Genomic DNA, 25,555 nt, shown 5'->3' with positions numbered 1-25,555 from the left:
TTTATGAATATGTCCGGAAGCGTGGATTTTTAGGGCATAATGAATTAAACTGTGTCAGTGATGAATATTTATACAAAGGAAGGATTTCTATATATGCGTGGATCTAGTTCCCCGTGGCGGTTTATTATTCCGTCTGTTATCGGGATTTTATTGTTTATAATACCTGTACCAGTGAAAGATGGCATGACAATTCCAATTGCGGTTTTATCTGGAGCGCTTCAAAATGCCATTGGAGGCGTGATTCCAGGCATTATGACGCTGCTGATCGTGCTGGCTGCTTTGTTTACTCTCGTTGTAAAAACAGCTCGTCCAGGCTTTGTGCGCCACTCTCCTTTCTGGGCATCCTTGTTTGATATTTCACTTTTTTGGACAATTGTCCGCGTGCTTGGAGCGATTTTTGCGGTTATGACGTATTTCCAAATTGGTCCAAAGGCGATTTGGTCGGATGTAACTGGCGGAACGCTGCTGTTCAGCCTGCTGCCCGTGCTGTTTTCCGTCTTTTTATTTGCTGGTCTGCTCCTGCCGCTTCTGCTTAATTTTGGCTTACTTGAATTTGTCGGCTACTCACTCACTAAAGTAATGCGGCCGCTTTTTTTACTGCCGGGCCGTTCATCCATTGACGCGCTCGCTTCATGGCTCGGTGATGGAACGATTGGCGTGTTGCTGACGAGCAAGCAGTACGAAGAAGGATTTTATACGAAAAAAGAAGCGGCGATTATCGGGACGATGTTTTCCGTTGTATCTATTACTTTTTGTCTTGTTGTCATTGGCCAGGTTAGACTGGAACAATATTTTATTCCGTTTTATTTAACGGTTGTGCTGGCAGGTATTGCGTGTGCTTTGATTATGCCACGCATTCCTCCTTTGTCACGCAAGCCGGAAACCTTTATTGACGGTTCGCCACGTCAGGCAGATGACGAGGCGATCCCAGCTGGATATACACCTTTTTCCTACGGATATGAACAGGCGATCCAGCGCGCTGACCGCAACCGCTTTGCTGAAACGGCGGCAGACGGCGTGAAAAACGTGCTCGATATGTGGCTTGGTGTTATTCCAATCGTTATGGCGCTCGGAACAACAGCCTTGATTATTGCGGAAACGACACCTCTTTTCCAATGGCTCGGGCTCCCGTTCATTCCGCTCCTTGAGCTTCTTCAGATCCCTTTTGCAAAAGAAGCATCCGAAACGATCATGATCGGGTTTGCGGACATGTTTTTGCCGGCAATTTTAGGAGAAAGCATTCCAAGCGAACTGACTCGTTTTGTTGTTGCCGCTTTATCCGTCTCTCAGCTCATTTATATGTCTGAAGTCGGCGGTCTGCTTCTTGGAACGAAGATTCCCGTTTCGTTTAAAGATCTTTTTGTTATCTTTATCATCCGTACACTTATCTCACTGCCCATTATTGCGGGCGTTGCCCACCTTTATTTTTAAAAAGCCGGAACTTCCCGGCTTTTTTTTCGTATAATCGGGTAAAGATAAGATGGTACATAGAAAGGAAGTAGTTTATTTTGACACATAAACTTTGGTTTCAAACAGGGATCGGTATCTTACTGGCAATGCTGATTATCTTTATGTTTCAGCAAATTCAAGAAGTATTCAGCCCACTCGTTATTATTGCCAGAACAATTTTCCTGCCGCTTTTAATCGGTGGTGTGCTTTTTTACTTAACACGGCCGCTGCTCCAATTTCTTGAATCGAAAAAGCTCCCGCGCTGGGCGTCCATTACATTCGTGCTTACCGTTGTCGTTTTTGTGTTTTGGCTTATTTATGCGATGATCGCCCCGGTAATCGGCGAGCAATCCACTTCTCTCGCCAAAAACACACCTGACATGATTGAAGAAGGTGAAAAGTGGTTCGATTACTTGCTGAGTCAGCGCGATGATCTGCCTCCGCAGGCACAGGATTCTGTTGGAAAAGCGATCAGCGATGTGACAAACAATGTAAATGACTGGGCGGCCGGCTTTGGCTCTTGGCTGCTGACATTCCTGCAAAGTTTCGTTCAAGGATTGTTCTTGCTAATTTTAGCGCCATTTTTCCTTGTCTACATGCTGAAAGATCATGAAAAATTCGCACCGTTTGTGGCCGGCTTTTTCCATGGTGAACGAAAAACTTGGATTCGTAAGACGCTGCACGATTTGGATGTGACCCTCCGTTCTTATATTCAAGGCCAGCTGTTGGTCAGCTTTATTGTCGGCGTTATGTTATTAATTGGTTACTTAATTATCGGTCTTGATTATGCGCTATTGCTGGCACTGTTCGGCATGTTTACTAATGTGATTCCGTTTCTCGGCCCGTATTTAGCCGTCGTACCGGCTTTGATTATCGCGTTGATGCAAGAGCCGCAAATGGCGCTTTACGTCGCCATCATTATGCTCGTAGCCCAGCAGATTGAAAGTAACTTTATCTCACCGAACGTCATGGGCAAAGCGCTCGATATTCACCCGTTGACAGTCATTACTGTCATTTTAGCAGCTGGAAATATCGCTGGCATTTGGGGTGTTATTCTCGCGATTCCATTTTACGGTGTCATCAAAACAATTTTATCGAACTTGTACCAGAAGCGGACCGAGATCCGGGAAGCGGCAGGCAAAGAAATTGATTAAAAGGAAAGCTGTCTCAATCGGGACAGCTTTTTTTATTTCCATTTTTTATAAAAAAATGAAACTATTTTCCGATATACTACGTATGAATTCCTAGCGGCAAAACAATGGGCGGACACGTCTGGTGGCGTGAACTTGATCATCAAAACGGCTTCCGCCTCCAGCAAAATGTCATCAGCGGCCACTATCGTATACTTGACACCGACGATTACCGGCTCTTCAGCACGTACGATGCCGCTGAGGCTGAAGAGCATTTTCACGATTACATCGGGAGGGTTTAATCATAATGCACGTCCTTCTGATCATTTTGTCCATTTGTTCCCTTCTATTGTTAACTCGTTTATTTGTTTCACTTGAAAAAGCAAACCAAACTGAACAGATGCTTTTATCAGGCTTGCCAATTTCCCTTCTTCTTTTTTTAATTCCAGACATGGTATGGATTGCATCTGGGCGATCTCCAGTCATGGATAGCGTTTACATTGTTGGAATATCGTTTGTTTTGACTATTTTGCTTTTTTATATCTTTGCTTCTTTTTTAAAAAGCTTACAGCTCAAGATTGGTGAAAACTATACCTATTGCTCTTGAGCTGCACAGTCAAAGCAGCGCAATTCTCCTTCTTCTTTTACGCCATTCAAAAAGCCGTCCAGGCAATACACATCTTTTCCACAGATGGCGCATCGACTAACCCACTCTTTCATTAAAACCGCCTCCTTTTAATTCCATTGTATCCGGTGTATATCTTCATGTCGAAATTTCGTATAATAAAACATACTACTTTTATGAGAGAGGAAAGACCCGCAATGCGGAAATACATGTTATTGTTGGCTGCTGTTTTTTTGATTTATGTGAGCTCTTTGTCTCTCGAAAAAAGTGATTATGCCGTGTCCGGCAATCAGTATAAAGATCCGGTTTTGTTTATTCACGGTTTTAAAGGAACGGGACGGTCGTTTAATACAATGATTGCCCGTTTTGAGGAGCGCGGCTGGGGCGAACGGGCGTTAACGATGAATGTTACGCGTACCGGAAAACTGCTCGTCCGGGAAGAGCCGTTTTCAGCGGAACTTCCTGCGTTTATTCACGTCATTTTTGAAAACAACCGCTCTTCTTTTGACGCTACATCGACTGCGCTTGCAGCAGTTATGCAGGTGCTGCGAAATGAATATGGCGTGGAGCGCGTAAAAATCGTCAGCCATTCAATGGGAGGCATTGTATCGGTGAAGTTTCTGCAGGAACTGTATGATCCGGATCTCCACCCGGTCACAGACCAGCTGGTCACGATTGGCAGTCCATTTAACGGCGTTTCCGGCAGCCGCTGGTTCACACAAAACCATGGTCCTGCCGTATATGATCTAATGCCTGGTTCTCCAGCACTCGCCCGCATAGCTGCAAACCATAATCGCTTCCCAGACGGGACGAATGTATTAAACATAGCCGGCACCGGCGATCAGGTAACTCCATTGCAAAGTGCGCTCAGCTTAAAAGCGCTTGTGCCGGAAGATCAATACCGTGTTGATGTACTTTATGATAAAACCATTCATCATAGCGGACTTCATGAAACGCCGATCGTTGATGAAAAAATCGGCGCGTTTTTTGGCTATAAATAAAGATCAAAGACTGAGGTTGCAGTGTAATGCTGCCGCTCTTTACGAATGCTATGTCCTGTGGCATTCCTCTAACTGGAGTGTTTGCTTAATTAAAATAGTGTCCGCTTAGAAGCAAAAAACCGGTCCCTTTTAAAAGGGGCCGGTTGATTTATATATGTTATCCTTTAAAAATATCTTTATGTGTTTCGCGGATGCGGGCTAAAACGGCATCAACAGTTGATTCAGCGTTTACGGGATATTCTTTTACTCGTGTGACAGAGCATGCTTGGCCTGTCTGGCATAATACTTTTACACATTCCGCTGTTTCTTCTTCTAGTTCGTGCCATCCGCCTTCTTTAAAAAATGCGCCTGACTTGGCCATTTTTTCGTACTGCACTACAAAGTTTTCTTTTACTTCACCGGCAAAATAGCTTTTCACGTCAAGAAGATTTTCAACGACCATCATGGTTATGGGTCAACTCCTGTTTCATTTGATGCCCCTAGTATACGCCGTTTTTTTTCAAAAGAGAACCGGCAGCGGCCTGAAAATCATATTTTTCCACAATTCAGTAACATTCCATTCAAAAATTGTTCACAACTTCACAAAAGGAAGCGTTTACTATGTCAGCAAGCTTTTTTGGAGCCAGTTCTATTTGCGCCCCGATCCTGCCGGCGCTGACAATAATCATCTCAAATTCTTCTGCCTGAACGTCGATAAATGTCGGGTAGAGCTTTTTCATGCCAATCGGTGAACAGCCGCCGCGTATGTATCCGGTCTGCTTTTGAATGTCTTTTACCGGAATCATTTCGATCTTTTTTTCACCTGCCGCGCGAGCCGCTTTTTTTAAGTCAAGCTCACATTCTACCGGCACGACAAATACGTAAAAGCCCCCTGCCCCTTGTGTCACAAGCGTTTTAAAGACACGCTCCGGCTCAGCACCGATTTTTGCTGCAGCCGATACGCCGTCTATCTTTCCATCCTTGTTGTCATATTCATGCATTTGATACAAAACACCCGCCGCATCAAGCAGCCGCATTGCATTTGTTTTTCCTTTTGCCATCCTGCTTCCCCCTTTAATTATGTTAAAATGATTGTACTACAGCTAATGTAAAGAGGTGAAAAAATGGATCAAATGACCGTTTCCGGATTGATGGAAGTAATGAAAGAGTTTTTCCCGCCGAATACGTCTGTCGCCGTGTCGAATCACGAAAAATTTATTTATTACCAGCCGAGCCGTCTCGTCGATTTGCATATCCGGGTGGGCGACCCGATCAAGGAAGGCAGCGTGACGCAGCAGGCGATTACGGAAAAACATCAAGTGTCCACATATATTGACAGCGATGTGTACGGTATTCCTTATTATGCGATGAGCGTGCCCATTTTTGATAATCATGTGCTGTCCGGTGCAATTACGACCATTTATCCGGCAAAGCCGTCGCCCATTTCCCAAAACATTTTAACTATAAAATCCGAAGACCGGTGGTATCCGATTCCGTATTCGGACGTCTTATACCTGGAATCAGAAGGAAGAAAAACGCGTGTGCAGGCGCAAACTGGAAATGGTTATCATAAGCTGAATTTAACAGAGCTTGAATTTATGCTGCCGGATGACGCGTTTATCCGTGTACACCGCTCCTACATCGTCAACGTAAACTTTATTCAGGAAATTCAGCCGGATTCCCATTCCACGTTTTTGCTCATTATGAAGGACCGTACGAAAATCCCTGTTACACAAACATACACGAGCGCTTTTCGGAAATCGCTCAATTATTAACAAACTTGCTTGATGACGCGAAATTTCTTCTTCGCGTCTTTTTTGCGGCTTTTCATTGCGAAGCAAATGAAAACCCTTCCAAACATTGCTACACTTGTCAAAACGAACCGGGGGGATCGAATCACAATGAATGAACGTATTCGCATCGAGGAATTAAGAAGCAGGATTGTAAGCGCGGGTGAGGCTGCATCCTGGATTGAAGACGGCATGACATTGGGGTTAAGTGGATTTACACGGGCTGGAGATGCAAAAGCGGTGCCTATGTCACTTGTAGAACGAGCAAAAACAGAATCGTTTAAAGTGAACATTTTCACAGGCGCTTCGCTCGGCTTTGATTTGGATAAAATGATGGCAGAAGCCGGGATTATTCATAAACGCCTTCCATTTCAGGCGGACCCGGTGATGCGAAAAGAAATAAACGAAGGCGGGCTGTTTTTTGTGGACCAGCATTTGTCCCATACAGCGGAAGCAATCCGCAATGGGACACTCGGCCCGATTGATTACGCCATTATTGAAGCGGTTGCCATCACAGAAGACGGGCTGATCATCCCTGCGACATCTGTCGGCAACTCCTCGATTTTTATTGAAAAAGCAGAAAATGTCATTATTGAGCTAAATACGGCACAACCAGTGGAACTCGAAGGCCTTCATGACATTTACAGCCCGAACGGTCAAGGCAGGCGTGGACCAATTATGTTGACATCTGTGGATGAGCGCATTGGAGAAATTGGCATCCGCATTGCCCCTGCAAAAGTAAAAGGCATTGTCATAACGAATGCAAAGGATTCACCTTCAACGATTGTACCGCCAGATACGGAGACAGCGAAAATGGCTGAGCATTTAATTACCTTTTTCCGCGAAGAAGTGAAAGCGGGACGGTTGACCAACGAATTGGCGCCGCTTCAATCCGGCATTGGCTCGGTTGCCAATGCAGTGATGCATGGCTTAATTGACTCGGAATTTGAAAACTTGGAAGTCTACTCTGAAGTGCTGCAGGATGCCGTTTTCGACTTATTTGACCACGGTAAAATCCGTTTCGCTTCCGGCTGTTCGATTACACTTTCAGAAGAAAAAATGAAAGATGTGTATTCAAACTTAGCAAAATACCGGGATAAGCTTGTGCTTCGGCCGCAGGAAATATCGAATCACCCCGAGCTTATCCGCCGTCTTGGCTTATTGTCCATTAACACGGCGCTTGAAGTGGATATTTACGGCAATGTGAACTCTACACACGTTTCCGGTACGAAAATGATGAATGGCATCGGCGGATCGGGTGACTTTGCCCGCAACTGCCGGACAGCGATTTTCGTCACGAAATCGACAGCGAAAAACGGTGCGGTCTCCAGCATCGTCCCGTTCGCTTCACACGTTGACCACACAGAGCACGATGTAGACATCATCGTGACTGAGCAAGGGTTTGCGGACTTGCGTGGACTTGCACCACGTGAACGGGCGCTTGTTATCATTGAAAATTGTGCACATCCGGCATACAAAGACCAGCTGCGCAGCTATTACGAAGAGGCCCTCACACGCGGCGGCCAAACACCGCATATACTCGAAAAAGCATTGTCCTGGCATACACGACTCGCTGAAATCGGTACGATGCGTGAGGAACAGCCTATTTCCCTTTCGTGACGTCTGTTCGGCCGCTTTTGGCAAAACCGATTCCAGAATTCGATCTTAAACCGACTTCCAGCCAAAAAGCGGTACGGCGTTTATATATAGAACCTTCCCTTCACAAGAGCTGCTTCCGAAGCAGCTCTTTTTGTTACAAAAGCGGGACAAAAATCGATGATTTAATAAGAAAAAATCGCCCACTTATCTATATGAGCTAAAATTTGTTCTTAACGTCAAAATTTTTCTACTTCATGTCGTTTATATGATATTTTGTGTAATTTTTAATGAAAGCACTTTCAAAAACTTTTATAATTATTAACAAGAAGCCGATCTAACCGGCTCAACTTACAAAATACATTCCATACTCTCTCTGATTTACTGTCAGAAAAAAGCGGCCCCGGTGAAGGCCGCTTTTTTCAATTTACTGATCGCGGCGCTGTTCCGCAATTTTCTCTTTTGCTTTGGCAATCTCTTTTACCGGCGGCATAAGGCTTACAATTGTGTCCCCCGCTTCTCCTTTTGGTGAAACGTCACGCGTGTAAAATGCCAGTTTTCCGGAAGCTTTAACAATAAACAAAAGCAATGTATTTTCATCAATCTCTTTTAAATACTTGTCATACCCGTACCGTTCTGTCAGTTCCGTTTTCCGAAATACGTAATCAGCAGCCCGGGACGTGAGCGCCTGGTAGTGAGCCGATGAATCAAACAGCACTTTTCCGCCAACTGTTTTGTTAAATTCTTTCGTTGTTTCCGTCCGCTCCGGTCCAGCCGCGATCTGGTATAAATTCACACGGCCCATTTCCGGCACAAACGTCGAGCAGACGAGCGCGTTATACGCTTCATCACTTGTTGCAGCGATCATGTATTCATACGGTGTCAGCTCCAAATGATACTCGGTGCTTTCAGACAAAATTTCACCGTGATACACCGGCAAATTCGACTGGCGCGCTGAATGGAGCCTTTGCCATGATTCATCTGCGACAAGAACCGGAATGTTTAAGTCCTGCATCGTTTTGCCGAGCTTGGCGGTAAACGTATTTCCGCCAACAAGCAATACACCCGGCTTATTTGTCGATGCAAGGTCCAGCTTTTTCGCCAGCCAGCCGATCGAAAATCCGTGGGCGACAACGGTAGAAAACACAAGGGCAAATGTTAGCGGCGTGAGCAGTGAAGCGTCTTCGTAACCCGCTTCAAATAAAGATTGGGCAAAGTAGCCGGATACGGTTAACGCCACAATCCCCCGCGGCGCAATCCAGCCGACGAGCGTTTTTTCCTGTTTGGTCATGTCTGTGCCAACCGTTGACAGCCAAATCGACAGCGGACGGACGACAAACAGCATGATCAATACAAATGCAATAATATGGACGTCAAAAATCTGCATAAGCGTCTCTCTCGTCAGAGACGCGGTTAGCATAATAAAAATCGTCGAAATCAAGAGAATGGAAATGTTCTCTTTAAAATGACGCATGTCTTTAATAGAAGAAATGTGCATGTTCGCCATGACCATTCCCATTGCTGTAACAGCTAAAAGACCTGTCTCATGCATCGCTTCATCTGCAATCGTAAAGCAGGCGATGACAACCACAAAAACAGCCGGTGATTTTAAATACTCCGGCACACGTCCTTTTTCAAGCGCTTTGCCGAGTCCAATTCCAAAAACAACGCCAAGCACAACTGCAAAAGCTGAGCCAAATAAGAAGTTAATAAACGTCGCCGCAGTGACTTCTCCTGTAAAAAATTTAATTAATTCAAATGCGAATAAAGCGAGAAGTGCACCAAATGGGTCAACAACAATCCCTTCCCATTTCAGAATAGCGGCCGTACGCGGTTTTAGTTTTGCCTGGCGCAGCAGTGGCAAAATGACGGTCGGTCCAGTTACAATAAACAATCCACCGATGACAAATGCTACAGCAAGAGATAATCCCGCTACGTAATGCGCCGCGAGGGACCCCGCAATCCAGGCGATAAACGCGCCGATTGTCACAATACGGCGGATCGGCTGCCGGACCGTTCTGATTTCACGAAAATCAAGGTTTAAGCTTCCCTCAAATAAAATAATCGCCACAGCCGCTGAAATAATCGGACCGAATAAATCCCCGAATACATCTTTTGGATTAAACCAGCCGAACAGCGGACCGATTAACAACCCTGCGACCGACATGACCACAATCGCCGGAAGACGGAAGCGCCACGCCGTCCACTGAGAGGCAATCCCGACAACGAGCGTGATCATTAAATAAAACAGCAAAGAATCAAACATCACATCTTCCTTCCTCTTCGATTTGCTTTTATACATACTACCGTGTTTGTTCCCAAATTTCATGTTTTAAAAACTTTACGCTTTCCAAAGCTGAAATTGTACAACTGCGGCGCCCGTCCGGTAAACTAAGAAAAGCGCAAAATGCCCGTTTCGTTTATCGGCGACAAGCATAAAACGAGCACTGCCGGAGGCACTTTTTGCTTCCAGAAGAGATGGGCTTATGATCTCGAGCCGATGGCGCTTGGAGCTGGGCATTTTCCAAAAATATGTATTTTTTATCTTTTGAAAAACGTATCCGGAGAGGATGGATTTTTTGACGAATATCGCCTTTTTCCGTATTTTTATGATTGTTAAAATGGCCGCTGTTTTTTTTATTCAGCTGATGTTATTTGAAAGACGACACCGTGGCAGGTGGACCGATGAAACGAACCGCAAATGGGAAGCGCTCGTGAAAAAGCAGGCTGCAGAGTATCGCCAGACGGCTCTTCGTCTGGAAGGGCTGCTTATTAAGCTCGGCCAGTTTTTAAGCACACGGGCGGATGTCATGCCAAAAGCGTTTTTAGAGGAGTTGGAAGACTTAATTGACCGCGTGCCAGCCGTTCAGTGGAAAGAAGCCAAAGCGGTCATGGAAACGGAGTGGAGTGGTCCGTTTGAAACGATTCTCGCTCATATTGACGAGCAGCCGGTCGCGTCTGCTTCGATTGGCCAAGTATATAAAGCAACGCTTCATTCCGGTGAAAACGTGGCGGTGAAAGTACAGCGCCCGGATATTGACCGAATTATCGCGGTTGACTTTAAAGCAGTCAGGATCGTCATGAGCCTCGCCGGACGGTTCACGAAATTCGGCAGGCAGACGGACTTGCCTGCTTTATACCGTGAAATGACCGCCGTTATTGGAGCAGAGCTTGATTTTAGGAGCGAGCTTGCCAACGGCCGTTATTTTAAGAAGCGGTATGAACAATTTGATGAGGTTGACGTCCCTGACTACAACAGTGAGATTTCTACAAAGCGTGTGCTCGTAATGGAGTGGATTGAAGGCGCCCGTATTACGGATCTCAATTTCCTCGAACAAAACGGCATCGATCGGCATACATTAGCCGAACGCCTGACCACCATATTTTTAGAACAGTTGCTGCAGGAAGGCAGATTTCATGCAGATCCACACCCCGGCAATATATTAGTAAGAGCAGATGGCACGATTGTACTCATTGATTTCGGCATGGTCGGCATGCTTCCAGCAGCTGATGCTACCTACATCCGCGCGATGATCGAAGGCATTTTAATGGAAGACTACACGAAGGTGGTAGACGGGCTTGAAGGTTTGCAATTTTTACTGCCGCATGCGGACAAGGTGCGGCTGAAACGTGTGATCCAGGCGATGGTCGATGCGTACACATCGCAGTCTTTCACAAAAATGGATGATCTTGCCGTCGGGCAGCTGCTGGAAGAAATACAGCTGATTGTCAAGCAGGAACCAGTGCAGCTGCCGGCTGGTTTTGCGTTTTTAGGACGGGCGTTCTCTACGTTTATCGGTCTTTTGCATATTTTAGATCCGAATATTGATTTAATGAAAGTTGGCCGGCAGCCGGTTTTAAACTGGCTTGAGCAGCATGCCGGAAAAACGACGCCACAGACGGTTTTGCTTCAATCACTGCGGCCGCTTCTTTCTCTTCCTCAAAAACTGTCGTCCGCTCTCGATGAGCCGGTCCGGCACCGTGAGCAGCAAGACGCACACCGGGAAAAAGCTGAAATGGAGCGGTATTTGCTGAAAAACCGCCGGGATGCGCTTTTGTTTACAGCTCTTACATTCCCGACTGTGCCCGCTGCTCTCTGGACTGAACAAACTGCGCTTTTATACGGAGGCCCTGCTCTTTTCATCTTGTCCATTGTTTTTTACTGGCGGTCGATTCGCGCCCATAGGCGTTTTCTCCAAAAATAGGCACCATCCCTCTTCTTTACGCATATAGTGTGAGCGTGAATAAAAGGAGGGCTTTTTTATGTTCAAGCGCATAAATAGACTGGCCCTCGCACTTCCGTCGCCTGAAGATGGCTGCTGTGTCAACTCGGCGGCAAACTCGGGGAAATGTCTACATTAAATAATTATTTATTCCAGTCGTTTAACTTTCGTCAGAAAAAGAAGCTGAAACTTTTCTATGCCCTTGTGGCACGATTAGTTTGCTTTTATAAGAAATTTGCGAAAAAGATAGAAAAAAGGATGCGCCAAAGTTGGCACATCCTTTTTTCTCATTGGAACACGATTGTTTTGTTCCCGTGTACGATAACCCGGTCTTCTAAATGCCATTTTACCGCACGGGCTAAAACGCGTCGTTCAATCGAGCGCCCGATTTTTTTCAAATCCGCTACATGGTCGCGATGATCCACACGTTCAATATCCTGCTCAATGATCGGCCCTTCGTCCAAATCATTTGTTACATAGTGAGACGTTGCGCCGATTAGCTTTACACCACGGTTATATGCACGCTCATATGGACGCGCGCCGATAAATGCCGGCAGGAACGAATGGTGAATGTTAATAATTTTGTTCGGATATTTCTCGACAAACTCCGGTGTTAAAATTTGCATATAACGTGCCAGGACAATAACATCGACATCGTATTGTTCAATTAGGCGCGACTGCTCTTCTTCCACCTGCTTGCGGATGTCTTTGTTCGCTGGGATGTAATGGAACGGGATCCCAAGTGATTCAACCATTCCGCGGGCTTCTTCATGGTTTCCTGCCACAAACGCAATATCCGTCTGCAGGTCCCCGCTTTGCCATTCCCATAAAAGCTCTAACAAACAATGTGGCTCTTTGGAAACAAAAATAGCTGTTTTTTTTCGGTCATTGCTGTAAGCAAAACGGAAATCCATGTCAAAGTCTTTCGCCAGCATCACAAAATCCGCTTCCATCTTGCCGCGCTTCTCTGTTAATCCATCGCAGTCAAATTCTAAACGAATAAAAAACGTCCCGCCTTCCGGATCACTTGTGTATTGGCTCGATTCAATAATGTTCGCGCCTTGTTCGAATAAAAACCTTGACAGCGCCGACACGATTCCGGGACCATCCGGGCACTTTACGAGCAGCCGACCGCGATTGGCAAAACGGCTCTGTCCGTTCGATGTGTTTTCACGTGCATTTATGTTTACAGTCATGTTGTACACTCCAGTTATCAATTTAATTTACTTATTATAAACGATTCATTACGCTTTGAAAATATATTCAGCCGCTGAATACGATTCGTGCTATAGTAAAATAATAAAATTTACTTGTAAAGGGAGGCGGATTTTTTGGAAAAACAGCAACAATGGTCGTCTAAAATCGGCTTTATTTTATCCTCAGCCGGTGCGGCGATCGGACTCGGAGCCATATGGAAATTCCCGTATGTGACCGGGCAGAGCGGCGGCGGAGCATTTTTGCTTTTATTTATTCTTTTTACAATGCTGATCGGGCTGCCGATGCTTATTTCGGAATTTATTATTGGACGTGGATCCGGGCGTGAGGCAGTCAGCGCGTATAAGAAACTCGCACCAGATTCCTTCTGGACGGTAACCGGCAAACTCGGTGTCGCCGGCTGCTTTTTACTGCTGTCTTTTTACAGTGTTGTCGGCGGCTGGGTTCTTATTTATACCGTCCGTTCCCTGTATGGCGGTGTGATTGATGGTGGCGATCCTGGGGCGCTGTTTGGCGCTGTCACGACAAATGCCGGCTTAACGATTGGCGGACATGCCCTGTTTATGCTGCTGAACATTATCGTCATTGCAGCCGGCATTCAAAATGGGATTGAGCGTGCCAGCAAATATATGATGCCCAGTTTATTTCTTTTCTTTATCATTTTAGTTATTCGCTCATTGACACTTGATGGAGCATTGGAAGGTGTGGCGTTCTTCTTACAGCCGGACTTTTCAAAAATCAATGGGGAAGCAGTTTTGTACGCACTCGGGCATTCATTCTTCTCACTTGCGGTCGGATTTTCCTGTATGGTCACCTACAGCTCGTATTTAGGAAAAGACGTCAGCATTCCATCCTCCGCAGGTTCTGTTGCAATTATGAATATTTTCGTTTCAATTTTGGCTGGTCTCGCCATTTTCCCGGCTGTTTTTGCCTTTGGCTTAGAGCCAGCGGAAGGACCAGGGCTTCTGTTTGTCGTACTGCCGGCGGTCTTCTCACAAATGCCATTCGGCGAATTGTTTTTGTTTATGTTTTTATTGCTGTTTTTATTTGCGACGCTCACATCGTCGTTCAGCCTGCTTGAAATCATTACGGCGGCTTTTACAAAAGGAAAAGAATCTTCCCGTAAAAAAACAGCACTCATCTCCGGGATTGTTGTCTTTTTAGCTGGTATTCCGGCGGCCCTTTCTTTTAGCGTTCTAGCTGATATTTCTTATTTCGGGCGCAGTATTTTTGACATGACCGATTATCTTGTGAGCAACATCCTGCTGCCGCTTGGCAATTTGCTTATCGCTCTTTTTATCGCTTGGCGAATGGATAAATCTCTTGTACAAGAACAGTTTGAATTAAGCGCAGGAAATCTTGGCGCAGCCTATACGTTCTGGCTGCCCCTTATGCGCTGGCTTGTGCCGATTACGATTGCGGTCGTTTTCGCGTATACGATCAGCCAATTGTAATTATAATAAAAGCGTTCACGAATATTGACTATTTCGTGAACGCTTTATTAATTTGTTCTCAAATTGAGATCAATTTTCCTTCATCTTTTCTTTTTAGCTAATTTCCGATCTAAAAAAGCTGGTTTTTATTAAAATAAAGGTTTATTATTCTCTTTTCTAAAAATCATTCTCTTTATGATATCAATACAATCTTTTTAAGGCATTGATGGCATCATTTTTTCAGAATATGATGATATTATCTGAAAATTGTTTATTATGTACAAAGGAGATTATAAAAATGACAACTACGAATGAATTAACACAAGAAATGCAGGCTGCTAAACAATATGTAGACCATGTGTTTGAAATTGTTAAAAAACGCAATCCTGGTGAAAATGAATTTCACCAGGCGGTTCAAGAAATCTTTGAATCGCTGACACCGGTATTCGCGAAATACCCAAAATACATTCAGCATAACATTTTAGAGCGCATGGTAGAGCCGGAGCGTGTGATTTCTTTCCGTGTACCTTGGACAGATGATAACGGCAACGTGCAGGTAAACCGCGGCTTCCGTGTTCAGTTCAGCAGTGCGATCGGACCATATAAAGGCGGCCTTCGCTTCCACCCGTCTGTTAATGCAAGTATCATTAAATTCCTTGGGTTTGAGCAAATTTTTAAAAACTCATTAACTGGCCAGCCGATCGGCGGCGGTAAAGGCGGATCTGACTTTGATCCGAAAGGAAAATCCGACAATGAAGTGATGCGCTTTACACAAAGCTTCATGACAGAATTGTACCGCCATATCGGTCCGGATGTGGACGTACCAGCCGGCGACATTGGTGTCGGTGCACGTGAAATCGGCTACATGTTTGGTCAGTACAAACGCCTTCGCGGCAGCTATGAAGCAGGCGTCTTGACAGGAAAAGGCATTGCATACGGCGGAAGCCTTGCGCGTACAGAAGCAACAGGCTTCGGAACGGTCTACTTCGTTGATGAAATGCTTCGCGACAAAGGAAAAACATTTAATGGACGTACGGTTGTAGTATCCGGCTCTGGAAATGTATCCATTTACGCGATACAAAAAGCGACAGAACTTGGCGCAACTGTTGTTGCATGCTCGGATTCAGGCGGTTACATTTATGATGAAAACGGCATTGATATCGCTACTGTTAAGCAATTGAAAGAAGTAGAACGTAAGCGCATCAGCGAATATGTAAATTTCCACCCGACTGCAACCTACACAGAAGGCTGCGCAGGCATTTGGAGCATTCCATGTAAAATCGCCCTTCCTTGCGCAACACAAAATGAAATCGATGCAGAATCCGCACAACTTCTTGTGAACAACGGCGTAAAAGCTGTCGGTGAAGGTGCGAATATGCCTTCAACGCTTGAAGCAATCGATATTTTCTTGAAAAACGGTGTTCTTTTTGCCCCGGCAAAAGCGGCCAATGCAGGCGGCGTAGCGGTTTCCGCTCTTGAAATGGCGCAAAACAGCGCACGTGTGCCTTGGACATTTGAAGAAGTAGATGCCAAACTTCATGGCATTATGAAAAACATTTACAAGCAGTCAAAAGAAGCGGCGGCTGAATTTGGCTATGAAGATAACCTTGTCGTTGGCGCTAACATTGCCGGCTTCGTAAAAGTCGCAGATGCGATGATTTCACAAGGTGTCGTTTAATTAAAAATAAAAAGGTATTCCCGGATATCCGGGAATACCTTTTTTATCGTGCGGCAGTGTATACTTCTTCTTTCGTGCAGCCTTGAATCGCTGCCGTTTCTTCAACTTCACTGGTTTCTTCCGGCTCATCATCCGCCGCCTCCCGCTGTTTCAGCAATTCCGAAAGCGACACGGGCTCCGGCAGTTGTTCTAGAATAGAAGCCGGCAATTGCATCCCCGGTGCATACATATCCAAAAAGGCATTGGCCATTTCTAAATAACCCGCTTCATTTGGGTGCACATCCCCCGGATTCGGCAAGTACTCTGCTGCGTCAAGCCCAAACCGATCCGCAACTGGAACAAACACCGCTCCCGCTTTATCCGCTTCCTGCTCGATAATCTCGTTCAGCACGTCCAGCTGCCTGCTGACAGCCGGCTTATGCTGGTCAAACACGTGCGGATACGGAAAATAATAACCCATTGCATACACATCGGCATCCGGATTAAGCGTCTCAATTTTCTCAAGCAGCAGCGCATAATCCTCCCGCACTCCGTTCAGCGAAAAAGCAGCTGTGACGGCATTAAATGACAGCATCCCCCGGTTTGAATCATTTTGGATAAGCGGCAGCAAATCGTTGGCCCCAGCTGAAATCGTAATCAAATCCGCCGATTGAATCGCTTTCTGGCCAACTTCACTGTCCACCTGTCCAATGACCTGCTCTACCGTATACCCCGGCACCGAAAGCTGTTTGGAAAAGACTTCTGGCTGCAGTGCCAGTGCAATCATATCCGCATACCCCGCGCCAATTTCCCTGTTCGGTGTCTGTCCTGCCGCGAGTGAATCCCCGATGGCCACATAATTCATCGCGGATGCCTGCACCGGCAGCGTGATACTGCTTATAAGAAAAAAGCATAACAACATGCTTCGTCTAATCATGTATGCCACTTCCTCTGTTGAGTCTTCTTCTTATTGTATCAAAAGAAGCGGCGTTTACGCTTGAATGAACTGTCTTATACGCCATTCATTGTAAAAACAAATTCGAGATCAATGCCGCTGACCTGTTTTTCTTGAAAGTATGCGACATAATAAATGAGCGAATCATCTAAATGATAGACGATGCCGTCAAATGAATGGGCAAGCGCGTACTCTTTCGTCGTCCGGCCGAGCCAGGCGTGAACGTGTTCCGGCCGCACATTCGGAAGCTGTCTCCCTTTGTATTTCCAATCAAGTGCGTCTTGCCGGAGCTGCGTTTCAGAATACCGGCAATTGATAACAAGCGGCCGATCAAGCACAATCTCCTGTTTTAATACTGCTGCCTGCCCGCCTCCTTCTGCTTCCGCATGACAAAACGCATACTGAGCAGCGAGCACGGCGTCACTAATCAAGTAAAGGCCGGAACCAAAAATAGACCGCGCTTGAAGACCATCCTGAAACCGCCGCCTCTCCATTCGCTCATAATGCTGATTCGCCACCACCCGTTCCGCTTCCTGAAAACTAATGCCGCGATACCCCGTTCTTTTCATTGTCTCAGCCTCCAATTCGCGATTGATTCCTCTGGCAGGCAAACGTCCATATTGTGAAAATTGATTTCAGCTTACCACATTTCTTTTTGCCTTTTGATTATATTGGAAGAAAATCTCACGCTGAAATGGTTCGCTGCTCTTTCCCAGCAACTCGATTTGAAAAATAGTTCAATTTAAATGAACCTTTATCCATCCTTACTTGTATAGTAAGTAACAACTAAAAAAAGAGGTGTTTGACACCGCCTGCACAGAGCTGTTCGTCAACTAAAAGAAGAGTTGGAGGAAAATTTCAATGGATCAAGACCCGTTTAAAAAGGAATCCCATTTGCGAACCAAACTGGATGAATATCATGTAGACATTCCTGATTTCCCTATGAAAGCAAAAGGCTGGGATTGGTTTATTCACCTTCTCGCTTCACCCACTAAAGACCCTCTGGATCCACTCGTTTCCACAACAAGCGGCGTCATGACATTGAAAATCGCCCCCGCTGTTGGAACCGCCGGACTGGTCATTGGGCAAGCCTTATTTTTCTTTTGAGAGCGATGTTCTTCTCCCGATTCTGATTTCTGGTCATTTGACCGGCTCAAAGAAAAAAGTTTGCGAAAAATGCGATCATTCATAGGAATGAAGGCATTCAGCTCGCAAACTCGTTTAAGACTTAACTCGTTACGGAATTCGACTGTTTTGCAGCCTCTTTTTTAACAATATTTTTCACAGTATCAACTAAAAATTGTAAATCTTCTTCAGTGGAAGAAAGCGGCGGGGCAACGATTAAGATATTTTGATAACCCGGTACTGTATCGCCGTTACGCCCGATAATTAACCCTTTTTCCTTACAACCACCGACAATGGCGAGCATTGTTTCTTCAGATGCAGGGGCTTTCGTTTTTTTATCCTCAACGATTTCAATGCCGTATAAGAACCCGACACCGCGCACTTCGCCGACGATCTGGCACGATTCAAGCCTGTTTAATTCTTTCATTGTGTCCTGGCTAAGCCGTGCCACCCGATTCGGAATTTGTTCCTCTTCTAAAATTTCAATTGTTTTTAATGCCGCGGCGCAGGAAGCGGGATGACCGCCGAATGTGGAAACGTGACGGAAATGAGAGCCCGCTTCTGCTTGTTTAAACGCGTCATATAGATGCGCCCGAACCGCTGTTGCTCCGAGCGGCATGCAGCCAGCAGTCAAGCCTTTCGCCATCGTCACAATGTCCGGCTGTACGCCTTCCGAATGCATAAAGCCAAACATTTTTCCGGTGCGGCCAAAGCCGGACACAACTTCATCGGTAATGAGCAGCACATTATGTTTCCGGCAAATTTCCGCCACCCGCTGCAAGTACGCCGGCGTCGGAATGATAACACCGCCGCCGGAAATAAACGGCTCCATAATAACAGCGGCGATTGTGTCGGGTCCTTCCCATTCGATCACGTTTTCAATGTGATTAGCGGCAGCAAGATCATCTTCAAATGACGGCCGGTAGGCATATGGAGGCGGCACGTGAAGAAAACCCGGCGCCTCCGCTCCGTATTTCAGCTTCCGGTTCGCCTGTGCCGTAGCGCTTAATGCACCAAGCGTTGAGCCGTGATACGCCCGGTAGCGGGAAATGATCTTTATCTTTTCCGGCTTGCCGGTTTGTGCATGATACTGCCGGGCAATTTTAAACGCCGCTTCATTGGCTTCCGAGCCGCTGCACGTAAAAAAGGTTGTGTACGGCGCTCCGAGCAGCTCACTTAATTTAGCCGATAGTTCAATTGCTGGCTCATGACTCATGGTCAGCGGGAAATAGGAAACATTCATCAGTTGATCGTACACCACCTGCGCAATTTCTTTTCGGCCATGACCTAAGTTTAAGCACCAAAGGCCGGATACGCCGTCCATATACCGATTTCCATCTGCGGCGGTAAACCAGGCACCGTCTCCACTGACCGCCATGAGTGGTGATGCCTGCTCATTAAACTTGACCATCGCGTGCCAAAGATGGTCACGATCCTGCTGCGCCAGCTTGCTCGAATGCTCCGCCGTATGAATCAATATGTCCACCTCTTTTCGCCTCGACAATAATCGTCCCGATGTATTTGCGCGCGTCCGCCGTCAGCAGCTGCAATTCTTTTCGTTCGAGATGCCGTTCAAATTCGATGAAATCCCCTTCAAGCGTTTCTTTCACCGCAATGATGCGGTAACCGTCCTGAATAAGTTCGTCAACGGCGTTTTTTTCCTTTAAAAACCCTTTGTAGTCCGACATAAAAACACGCCCCCTTTACAGTTTTTCGCCCACGGCAGCCGGAAGCTCTTCGGCAGCCGGTTCGCCTTCTAACGGAATAGTCCAGTCACGCCCAACGGTCACACCGAGGTATTTGTCATCGTCCGGGTCTTCAAGCTCAGCCTGTGGGTATTTATTAAACCACCAAAACTTTGCCAGTACATAATATGCAGCAGCTCCGACCGCAAAGCCCATAAAAAATGAATACGTTGAAAACGTGACGGCGAGCGCGCCGCCGATTACCCAGGAAATAATACCGGCCCAGTTGACGCCGTAATGGTAGCGGTACTGTCCATCCATTTCATATAAATCCGGTACATTCACACGGCGTTTGCGGATTAAATAGTAATCAGCAAATAAAATGCCGACAATGGAGGCAAGTATACCGCCAGCAACGAGCAAAAACGGCATAAGTACGTTAAACAAATTCCACGGCTGTGTGACCATCCCGATTACGCCAGCCGCCAATACGCCAATGTAAAAAGGCACTTTCGGTCCGCCGATATTCGAGAATACGGTCGCAGCCGGAACTAAGTTTGCAGCTGTATTCGTCGACCACTGCGCAAACACGATCATCAGCAGCAAGATCGCCAGCACAATCCCACTTGATGTTTCCTGCAACGCTGCTACCGGATCATAGTTGCCAACCGCAATGAAGGCGACACCGCCAATAGCGACCACAAACGTTTGTGTAAGCGGCATAGCAATCAAGCTGCCAACAAGCACACTTTTATTGCGTTTCACCCAGCTTCGTTCAAACTGCGGTGCTTTAATAAAACGTGAAATCGACGAAATATCGGCTGCCAGTGTAGACCAATAACCCATGTTCCCAAGAATGACGACCATGAATGCGTTAAACAACAACCCCCCAGTCAGTGGATTTTCCACCCACGACCAGACGTTTTTATCAGCTGCGGCAGCTTGGTCGGCCAATGTCACGTACATCCAAAGCGAAATTAAAATAATGACCGGCGCAGCTAAATCCGCGAATTTTTCAATTGACTTAATTCCAATAATCGTATTTGCGACCTGTACAGCGACAAAGGCAAGAAAGCAGACGAACCAGTTATCAAAGCCAAATAAAATGTTTAAAATTCCATTAATCGCCATTGCGCCAAAATACGTGTTAATCCCGAACCACATGGATGCGGCAATGCCGCGGATAGCGGATGGGATATGCGTTCCGACCGTTCCAAAGGGCGCCCTCATGTATACGGGGAATGACAATCCATGCTCAATACCAATATCGGCAATGACCGAGATGAAAAGGCCGATCAGCACACAGCCGATAAAGGACGCGGCGAGCACCCATGAAAGCGGCATCTGTTCGACGGCTGCTCCTCCAATTGCAAAAGCAGCTAAAACAACCGCCATCCCGACCCACATGAGCGCAAAACCAAAGGTGCCAATTTTACGGTCGCTATGAGCAATCGGCAATAAATCCGGAGATTTTAAATAACGGCTGGACTTTTTCATTTGTCATTCCTCCTCGTATTTAGTTGTTATTGAACAGTTATCGCCTGGCGGGTCTGCGTACTATTGTAGCGGCTTCGTTTTATATACTGGCCGCTGCCTGGCTTGCCGGTAAATTCCCGGTCCCGAATAACAAATTCACCGCGTGAAAGTACGGAGACCGGTTCGCCTGTCACTTTCATCCCTTCAAATGCACTGTAATCAACATTCATATGATGCGTTTCGGCAGAAATGGTCCGTTCTTTGTCCGGATCAAAAATAACGATATCTGCGTCACTGCCTACGGCGATCGTTCCTTTTTGCGGGAACAAGCCGAATAACTTGGCCGAACGGGTCGAGACAAGGTCCACAAACTGATGAATGGAAATACGCCCTTTTTTCACTCCTTCTGAAAATAGCAGGCTGAATCGGTCTTCAATGATCGGTCCGCCGTTTGGAATTTTTGTAAAGTCGTCTTTCCCGAGGTCTTTTTGGCCATTGAAATTAAACGAGCACTGATCAGAGCCGATCGTTTGCAGCTGGCCGTTTTTCAGCGCATCCCATAAAACGTCCTGGTTCCATTTTTCACGCAGCGGCGGGGACCAGACATACTTTGCTCCTTCAAAATTCGGTTTTTCTAAATCATTTTGATCAAGAAGCAAATATTGCGGACACGTTTCCCCCCAAACTTGAAAGCCTTTCTGGCGTGCTTCGGCAATTTTATTGGCCGCTTCGGCACACGACACGTGAACGACGTACAGCTGTGAATTGGCAAGACCGGTTAGTGCGGCAGCCCGTCCCGTTGCTTCCCCTTCCACTTCCGGCGGCCGGGTCAATGCGTGATAAATGGGATCGGTGTGGCCTTTTTGGAGCGCATCGGTCACAAGGTAGTCAATAACATCCCCGTTTTCTGCATGAACCATCACGAGCGCCCCGTGTTCTTTTGCTGTTAGCAGTGTTCGAAACAGCGTCGCATCGTCCGCCTGAAATACGTTTTTATAAGCCATAAACACTTTAAATGACGTAATCCCTTCTTTTTCAATCACATCCGGAATTTCCGCCAGCACATCATCATTCACTTCCCCGATCATTAAGTGAAAGCCGTAGTCGATGACGGCTTTATCTTTCGACTTTTCGTGCCACGTATTTATCGCACCCTGCAGCGGCTCTCCTTTATTCGTCAGGCAAAAGTCGATGACCGTTGTCGTACCCCCGAACGCTGCTGCAATAGTGCCCGTTTCAAAATCATCTGCGGTTACCGTGCCGCCGAATGGCATATCAAGGTGCGTGTGCGGGTCAATGCCACCAGGGAAAAGGAATGCGCCTTTCGCGTCGATAACTTCATCCGCTGCGTCATCGAGATGGGCACCAATTTTAGCGATTTTGCCCTTTTCAATGAAAACGTCTGCCTCGTATTGATCCGTCGCTGTCACAATTACACCGTTTTTAATCATCTTTTTCATCTCGATCCGCTCCTTTTTTATTAAGCGATTGGCTGTTCAATGGCTGTCTGGCGTTCATTCCACGTCATCGGCGGACCGTTTGGAATTTCAATCATATCGATTGCTCCGTCTACCGGACAGACAATCGAGCAAAGGTTGCAGCCAACGCAGTCTTCTTCGCGCACCTGCAAATATTTGTTTCCATCCGGCGACGTCAGCATATCGATGCATTGATGGGCTGTGTCTTCACAGGCGATATGGCATTTGTTGCAGTTAATGCACGTATCTTTGTTAATGCTGGCGACAATTTTATAGTTCAAGTCGAGGTTGCCCCAATCAGAGTAGCGGGGCACCGTTCGGCCAATCAGTTCTTCAACGGACGCAAGCTGCTTGTCGTCCAAATAGTTGTTTAGGCCGTCAATCATGTCTTCTACAATGCTGAAGCCATGGTGCATGGCCGCCGTACAAACCTGCACGCTGCCTGCTCCCATCAAGATAAACTCAGCCGCATCTTTCCAGTTGGAAATACCGCCAATACCAGAAATCGGTATATTAATTTCCGGGTTGCGGGCGCATTCCGCGACCATGTTTAACGCAATCGGTTTGACTGCTGGACCGCAGTAGCCGCCATGCGCTCCTTTTCCGGCCACATTCGGCACGGTATTCCACGAATCAAGATCCACGCCGGCGAGACTGTTAATTGTATTAATCATACTGATCGCATCCGCGCCGCCCTGCACCGCCGCCCAGGCCGTTGCGGTAATATCAGTGATATTCGGTGTCAGCTTCACAATCACCGGTGTATTGGCTGCTTCTTTTGCCCACCTCGTCTGTTTTTCCACAAGTTCCGGCACCTGTCCGGATGCCGCACCCATGCCGCGTTCTGCCATACCGTGCGGGCAGCCAAAGTTTAATTCAAGGCCATCTACGCCGGCCGCTTCCACTTTTTTAACAATTTCATGCCACTTTTCCTGCTTTGGCTCCACCATAAGTGAAGCGATCACCGCATGATTCGGAAATCTTTTTTTTGTTTCATAAATTTCTTTTAGATTTACTTCAAGAGGACGATCCGTAATTAATTCAATATTGTTAAACCCCGCCACCCGCTGGCCATTAAAATGCATGGCCGCAAACCGGGAAGACGTATTAATAACAGGATCGCCAAGTGTCTTCCAAACCGCGCCGCCCCAGCCTGCTTCAAATGCGCGCTGCACTTGATAGCCTGAATTGGTCGGCGGTGCGGATGCAAGCCAAAATGGATTTGGTGCTTGAATTCCCGCAAAATTTACTCGTAAGTCTGCCATTACCGATCTCCCCCTTTTAAGATGTTTGCGCCATGCCGCTTCCGACAAGCTGTTCGTAAATAGAATACGCGGTCTGCTTTCCTTGTTCAGCTGCTGAGACGACCATTGCATCGCCCTGTCCATCGCCGAAAATAACGTCGCCGGCCGCATACACTTTTTTGTTAGACGTTTGGTACGTATTGGAGTCGACTTTGACCGTGCCCCATTTATGTGTTAAGCCAAACGCTTCAATCAATCTCACATATCGGGTCTGGCCAATTGCTCGAATCACGGCGTCTGCTTCTACCGTAAATTCCGACCCTTTAACCGGCATCGGCCGGCGGCGTCCTGACTCGTCTGCTGCCTCAAGCTCCATTCGAATGCATTTGACCCCTGTTACCTCCCCTTCGTCGTTTTGGATAATGCCAACCGGCTGTGTCAGCCAGCGGAATTCCACGCCTTCCTGCTTCGCAAATTCATATTCAAATTCGTATGCCGTCATCTCCGCTTCCGTTCGGCGATACAGCATCTTCACATCGGCGGCACCAAGTCTTACTGAACACGTTGCCGCATCAATTGCCGTGTTGCCGGCGCCAATAACGACGACTTTTTTGCCGATTAAATGAGTATCCATCGGCGGCGTTTTCGTTGATTCGACAAATTCAATTGCATCATATACGCCCTGTACTGTTTCGCCTTCCATACCGACCAGTGGAACATTTGCCATTCCAACCGCCAGTACAACAGCATCGTATGTGTTCAAAATTTCATCCGGCTCAATATCGCGGCCTACCATTACATTTGTCCGAATCATTACCCCCAGGCTTTCCACCTGCTCCACCTCCCACATGGATACGCGCTGTGGAAGACGAAACGAAACGATGCCATGTGTATCAAGACCGCCCGCTTTCTCTTTCGCTTCAAAAATCGTCACGTCAAACCCCAGCCGGGCCAGTTCACGTGCTGATGACAATCCAGCAGGCCCGCCGCCGATAATAGCGACCGACTTGCCATTTTTCATTCCTGCTTTAAACAGCTGCGCGTTGTTATGTATGGCCCAATTTGTTGCGTGCCGCTGCAAGTTGCCAATCATAATCGGCTGTGATGCGTTATTTAGGACGCACGCTCCCTCACACAACTCTTCCGTTGGACAAACCCGTGCACAGCTTGCACCCACGGGGTTGGCTTCCATAATGACTTTGGCGGACCCTTTTAAATTGCCGGACGCGATTTTTTTAATAAACGAAGGAATATTAATGGATGTCGGACAAGCCGTAATACACGGCGCATCGTAGCAATAAAGACAGCGGTTCGCTTCATCCAGCGCTTCTTTAGCCGTTAAATCCGGCTCGATCTCAAGAAAGTTTTTTGTCAGGTCCGTTAAAGAAACAGACCGATCTTTCATTCGATTCATGTGCATTTTTCATTCCCCCTTGCATTTTTATGTCTATTGATTATTCATTGATTGCATCTTAAAATATTTATACAGCAAAC

The 25,555-nt window shown here is 46.6% G+C and carries 23 protein-coding genes and 1 pseudogene; 11 read left to right on the top strand and 13 right to left on the bottom strand.

From position 1 onward, the window contains the following. The first annotated feature begins 93 nt into the window (after positions 1 to 93). The 3 genes from BA724_RS09725 to BA724_RS18295 all read left to right on the top strand — a co-directional run bounded on the left by BA724_RS09725 (position 94) and on the right by BA724_RS18295 (position 2,957). Positions 94 to 1,431, top strand: a complete 1,338-nt coding sequence (locus BA724_RS09725) for a YjiH family protein (RefSeq protein WP_069938471.1) — start codon at positions 94 to 96, stop codon at positions 1,429 to 1,431. Between the two features lie 77 nt (positions 1,432 to 1,508). Next, positions 1,509 to 2,603, top strand: a complete 1,095-nt coding sequence (locus BA724_RS09720; protein WP_069938470.1) for an AI-2E family transporter — start codon at positions 1,509 to 1,511, stop codon at positions 2,601 to 2,603. 132 nt (positions 2,604 to 2,735) lie between these two features. Then, the gene (locus tag BA724_RS18295; RefSeq protein WP_141719912.1) at positions 2,736 to 2,957 is read left to right on the top strand and encodes a hypothetical protein; all 222 of its coding nucleotides are present in this window, start codon (positions 2,736 to 2,738) and stop codon (positions 2,955 to 2,957) included. Between the two features lie 216 nt (positions 2,958 to 3,173). On the opposite strand, the gene BA724_RS19040 is transcribed toward BA724_RS18295, so the two are convergent. After that, the gene (locus tag BA724_RS19040) at positions 3,174 to 3,299 is read right to left on the bottom strand and encodes a hypothetical protein (RefSeq protein WP_281182006.1); all 126 of its coding nucleotides are present in this window, start codon (positions 3,297 to 3,299) and stop codon (positions 3,174 to 3,176) included. 102 nt (positions 3,300 to 3,401) lie between these two features. Between BA724_RS19040 and BA724_RS09705 the strand changes: the two genes are divergently transcribed. Further along, the gene (locus BA724_RS09705) at positions 3,402 to 4,205 is read left to right on the top strand and encodes an alpha/beta hydrolase (protein WP_069938467.1); all 804 of its coding nucleotides are present in this window, start codon (positions 3,402 to 3,404) and stop codon (positions 4,203 to 4,205) included. 157 nt (positions 4,206 to 4,362) lie between these two features. On the opposite strand, the gene BA724_RS09700 is transcribed toward BA724_RS09705, so the two are convergent. Together BA724_RS09700 and ybaK are read right to left on the bottom strand one after the other, a co-directional pair. Further along, on the bottom strand, positions 4,363 to 4,650 hold the full coding sequence (locus BA724_RS09700; protein ID WP_069938466.1) for a hypothetical protein: 288 nt from the start codon (positions 4,648 to 4,650) through the stop codon (positions 4,363 to 4,365). A gap of 115 nt (positions 4,651 to 4,765) precedes the next feature. Continuing rightward, positions 4,766 to 5,245 carry a Cys-tRNA(Pro) deacylase gene (gene ybaK / locus BA724_RS09695; RefSeq protein ID WP_069938465.1) on the bottom strand — a complete coding sequence of 160 codons (480 nt, stop codon included), beginning with the start codon at positions 5,243 to 5,245 and terminating at the stop codon, positions 4,766 to 4,768. A 63-nt stretch (positions 5,246 to 5,308) separates the two neighbouring features. Between ybaK and BA724_RS09690 the strand changes: the two genes are divergently transcribed. Further along, positions 5,309 to 5,959 (top strand): LytTR family DNA-binding domain-containing protein, encoded by a 651-nt coding sequence (locus BA724_RS09690; protein WP_069938464.1) that lies wholly within the window; start codon positions 5,309 to 5,311, stop codon positions 5,957 to 5,959. Between the two features lie 126 nt (positions 5,960 to 6,085). Next, the gene (gene scpC, locus BA724_RS09685; RefSeq protein ID WP_069938463.1) at positions 6,086 to 7,594 is read left to right on the top strand and encodes a succinyl-CoA:acetate CoA-transferase ScpC; all 1,509 of its coding nucleotides are present in this window, start codon (positions 6,086 to 6,088) and stop codon (positions 7,592 to 7,594) included. Between the two features lie 403 nt (positions 7,595 to 7,997). Here the strand turns inward: scpC and BA724_RS09680 are convergent, their stop codons facing one another. After that, positions 7,998 to 9,836 carry a cation:proton antiporter gene (locus tag BA724_RS09680; RefSeq protein ID WP_069938462.1) on the bottom strand — a complete coding sequence of 613 codons (1,839 nt, stop codon included), beginning with the start codon at positions 9,834 to 9,836 and terminating at the stop codon, positions 7,998 to 8,000. Positions 9,837 to 10,149: 313 nt separating this feature from the next. On the opposite strand from BA724_RS09680, the gene BA724_RS09675 reads away from it, so the two are divergent. Beyond that, positions 10,150 to 11,775, top strand: a complete 1,626-nt coding sequence (locus BA724_RS09675) for an ABC1 kinase family protein (protein ID WP_169818535.1) — start codon at positions 10,150 to 10,152, stop codon at positions 11,773 to 11,775. 58 nt (positions 11,776 to 11,833) lie between these two features. Beyond that, positions 11,834 to 12,009: pseudogene (locus BA724_RS18000) on the top strand (manganese catalase family protein); the annotation flags it as partial. A 71-nt stretch (positions 12,010 to 12,080) separates the two neighbouring features. On the opposite strand, the gene purU reads toward BA724_RS18000, so the two are convergent. Next, positions 12,081 to 12,989 carry a formyltetrahydrofolate deformylase gene (gene purU, locus BA724_RS09670; protein ID WP_069938460.1) on the bottom strand — a complete coding sequence of 303 codons (909 nt, stop codon included), beginning with the start codon at positions 12,987 to 12,989 and terminating at the stop codon, positions 12,081 to 12,083. A 135-nt stretch (positions 12,990 to 13,124) separates the two neighbouring features. Here purU and BA724_RS09665 point away from each other — a divergent pair, with 135 nt between their 5' ends. Next, entirely contained in the window at positions 13,125 to 14,462 is a 1,338-nt protein-coding gene (locus BA724_RS09665; RefSeq protein WP_069938459.1) for a sodium-dependent transporter, read from the top strand. Positions 14,463 to 14,739: 277 nt separating this feature from the next. After that, the gene (gene gdhA, locus BA724_RS09660; protein ID WP_069938458.1) at positions 14,740 to 16,119 is read left to right on the top strand and encodes an NADP-specific glutamate dehydrogenase; all 1,380 of its coding nucleotides are present in this window, start codon (positions 14,740 to 14,742) and stop codon (positions 16,117 to 16,119) included. A 43-nt stretch (positions 16,120 to 16,162) separates the two neighbouring features. On the opposite strand, the gene BA724_RS09655 is transcribed toward gdhA, so the two are convergent. Next, the gene (locus BA724_RS09655; RefSeq protein ID WP_069938457.1) at positions 16,163 to 17,035 is read right to left on the bottom strand and encodes an SGNH/GDSL hydrolase family protein; all 873 of its coding nucleotides are present in this window, start codon (positions 17,033 to 17,035) and stop codon (positions 16,163 to 16,165) included. A 74-nt stretch (positions 17,036 to 17,109) separates the two neighbouring features. Further along, positions 17,110 to 17,622: a hypothetical protein gene (locus tag BA724_RS09650; RefSeq protein ID WP_069938456.1), complete on the bottom strand. Its 513-nt coding sequence runs from the start codon at positions 17,620 to 17,622 to the stop codon at positions 17,110 to 17,112. A 292-nt stretch (positions 17,623 to 17,914) separates the two neighbouring features. Between BA724_RS09650 and BA724_RS09645 the strand changes: the two genes are divergently transcribed. Beyond that, entirely contained in the window at positions 17,915 to 18,160 is a 246-nt protein-coding gene (locus BA724_RS09645) for a hypothetical protein (RefSeq protein ID WP_069938455.1), read from the top strand. Between the two features lie 121 nt (positions 18,161 to 18,281). Here BA724_RS09645 and BA724_RS09640 read toward each other — a convergent pair whose 3' ends face one another. The 6 genes from BA724_RS09640 to BA724_RS09615 are packed head-to-tail and all read right to left on the bottom strand — an operon-like array spanning position 18,282 to position 25,475. Further along, positions 18,282 to 19,589 (bottom strand): aminotransferase, encoded by a 1,308-nt coding sequence (locus tag BA724_RS09640; RefSeq protein WP_425389017.1) that lies wholly within the window; start codon positions 19,587 to 19,589, stop codon positions 18,282 to 18,284. Positions 19,590 to 19,605: 16 nt separating this feature from the next. Continuing rightward, entirely contained in the window at positions 19,606 to 19,866 is a 261-nt protein-coding gene (locus tag BA724_RS09635; RefSeq protein ID WP_069938454.1) for a hypothetical protein, read from the bottom strand. 15 nt (positions 19,867 to 19,881) lie between these two features. Beyond that, on the bottom strand, positions 19,882 to 21,360 hold the full coding sequence (locus tag BA724_RS09630) for an NCS1 family transporter (protein WP_069938453.1): 1,479 nt from the start codon (positions 21,358 to 21,360) through the stop codon (positions 19,882 to 19,884). Positions 21,361 to 21,386: 26 nt separating this feature from the next. Then, on the bottom strand, positions 21,387 to 22,799 hold the full coding sequence (hydA, locus tag BA724_RS09625) for a dihydropyrimidinase (RefSeq protein WP_069938452.1): 1,413 nt from the start codon (positions 22,797 to 22,799) through the stop codon (positions 21,387 to 21,389). A gap of 20 nt (positions 22,800 to 22,819) precedes the next feature. After that, the gene (gene preA / locus BA724_RS09620) at positions 22,820 to 24,082 is read right to left on the bottom strand and encodes an NAD-dependent dihydropyrimidine dehydrogenase subunit PreA (protein ID WP_069938451.1); all 1,263 of its coding nucleotides are present in this window, start codon (positions 24,080 to 24,082) and stop codon (positions 22,820 to 22,822) included. Between the two features lie 16 nt (positions 24,083 to 24,098). Beyond that, the gene (locus BA724_RS09615) at positions 24,099 to 25,475 is read right to left on the bottom strand and encodes an NAD(P)-dependent oxidoreductase (RefSeq protein WP_069938660.1); all 1,377 of its coding nucleotides are present in this window, start codon (positions 25,473 to 25,475) and stop codon (positions 24,099 to 24,101) included. Positions 25,476 to 25,555: the final 80 nt, after the last annotated feature.

It is taken from the genome of Domibacillus iocasae, from assembly GCF_001750285.1.
Taxonomy (GTDB): Bacteria; Bacillota; Bacilli; order Bacillales; family Domibacillaceae; genus Domibacillus; species Domibacillus iocasae.
Note: the sequence above shows the minus strand (reverse complement) of the source record. Positions and strands in the feature narration are given on the sequence as shown.

Coding starts and splice junctions, on each gene's coding strand:
- BA724_RS09725 (WP_069938471.1), top strand. CDS start 94: ATGCGTGGATCTAGTTCCCCGTGGCGGTTTATTATTCCGTCTGTTATC.
- BA724_RS19040 (WP_281182006.1), bottom strand. CDS start 3,299: ATGAAAGAGTGGGTTAGTCGATGCGCCATCTGTGGAAAAGATGTGTAT.
- BA724_RS09705 (WP_069938467.1), top strand. CDS start 3,402: ATGCGGAAATACATGTTATTGTTGGCTGCTGTTTTTTTGATTTATGTG.
- BA724_RS09700 (WP_069938466.1), bottom strand. CDS start 4,650: ATGATGGTCGTTGAAAATCTTCTTGACGTGAAAAGCTATTTTGCCGGT.
- ybaK (WP_069938465.1), bottom strand. CDS start 5,245: ATGGCAAAAGGAAAAACAAATGCAATGCGGCTGCTTGATGCGGCGGGT.
- BA724_RS09690 (WP_069938464.1), top strand. CDS start 5,309: ATGGATCAAATGACCGTTTCCGGATTGATGGAAGTAATGAAAGAGTTT.
- scpC (WP_069938463.1), top strand. CDS start 6,086: ATGAATGAACGTATTCGCATCGAGGAATTAAGAAGCAGGATTGTAAGC.
- BA724_RS09680 (WP_069938462.1), bottom strand. CDS start 9,836: ATGTTTGATTCTTTGCTGTTTTATTTAATGATCACGCTCGTTGTCGGG.
- purU (WP_069938460.1), bottom strand. CDS start 12,989: ATGACTGTAAACATAAATGCACGTGAAAACACATCGAACGGACAGAGC.
- gdhA (WP_069938458.1), top strand. CDS start 14,740: ATGACAACTACGAATGAATTAACACAAGAAATGCAGGCTGCTAAACAA.
- BA724_RS09655 (WP_069938457.1), bottom strand. CDS start 17,035: ATGATTAGACGAAGCATGTTGTTATGCTTTTTTCTTATAAGCAGTATC.
- BA724_RS09650 (WP_069938456.1), bottom strand. CDS start 17,622: ATGAAAAGAACGGGGTATCGCGGCATTAGTTTTCAGGAAGCGGAACGG.
- BA724_RS09645 (WP_069938455.1), top strand. CDS start 17,915: ATGGATCAAGACCCGTTTAAAAAGGAATCCCATTTGCGAACCAAACTG.
- BA724_RS09640 (WP_425389017.1), bottom strand. CDS start 19,589: ATGGTCAAGTTTAATGAGCAGGCATCACCACTCATGGCGGTCAGTGGA.
- BA724_RS09635 (WP_069938454.1), bottom strand. CDS start 19,866: ATGTCGGACTACAAAGGGTTTTTAAAGGAAAAAAACGCCGTTGACGAA.
- BA724_RS09630 (WP_069938453.1), bottom strand. CDS start 21,360: ATGAAAAAGTCCAGCCGTTATTTAAAATCTCCGGATTTATTGCCGATT.
- hydA (WP_069938452.1), bottom strand. CDS start 22,799: ATGAAAAAGATGATTAAAAACGGTGTAATTGTGACAGCGACGGATCAA.
- preA (WP_069938451.1), bottom strand. CDS start 24,082: ATGGCAGACTTACGAGTAAATTTTGCGGGAATTCAAGCACCAAATCCA.
- BA724_RS09615 (WP_069938660.1), bottom strand. CDS start 25,475: ATGAATCGAATGAAAGATCGGTCTGTTTCTTTAACGGACCTGACAAAA.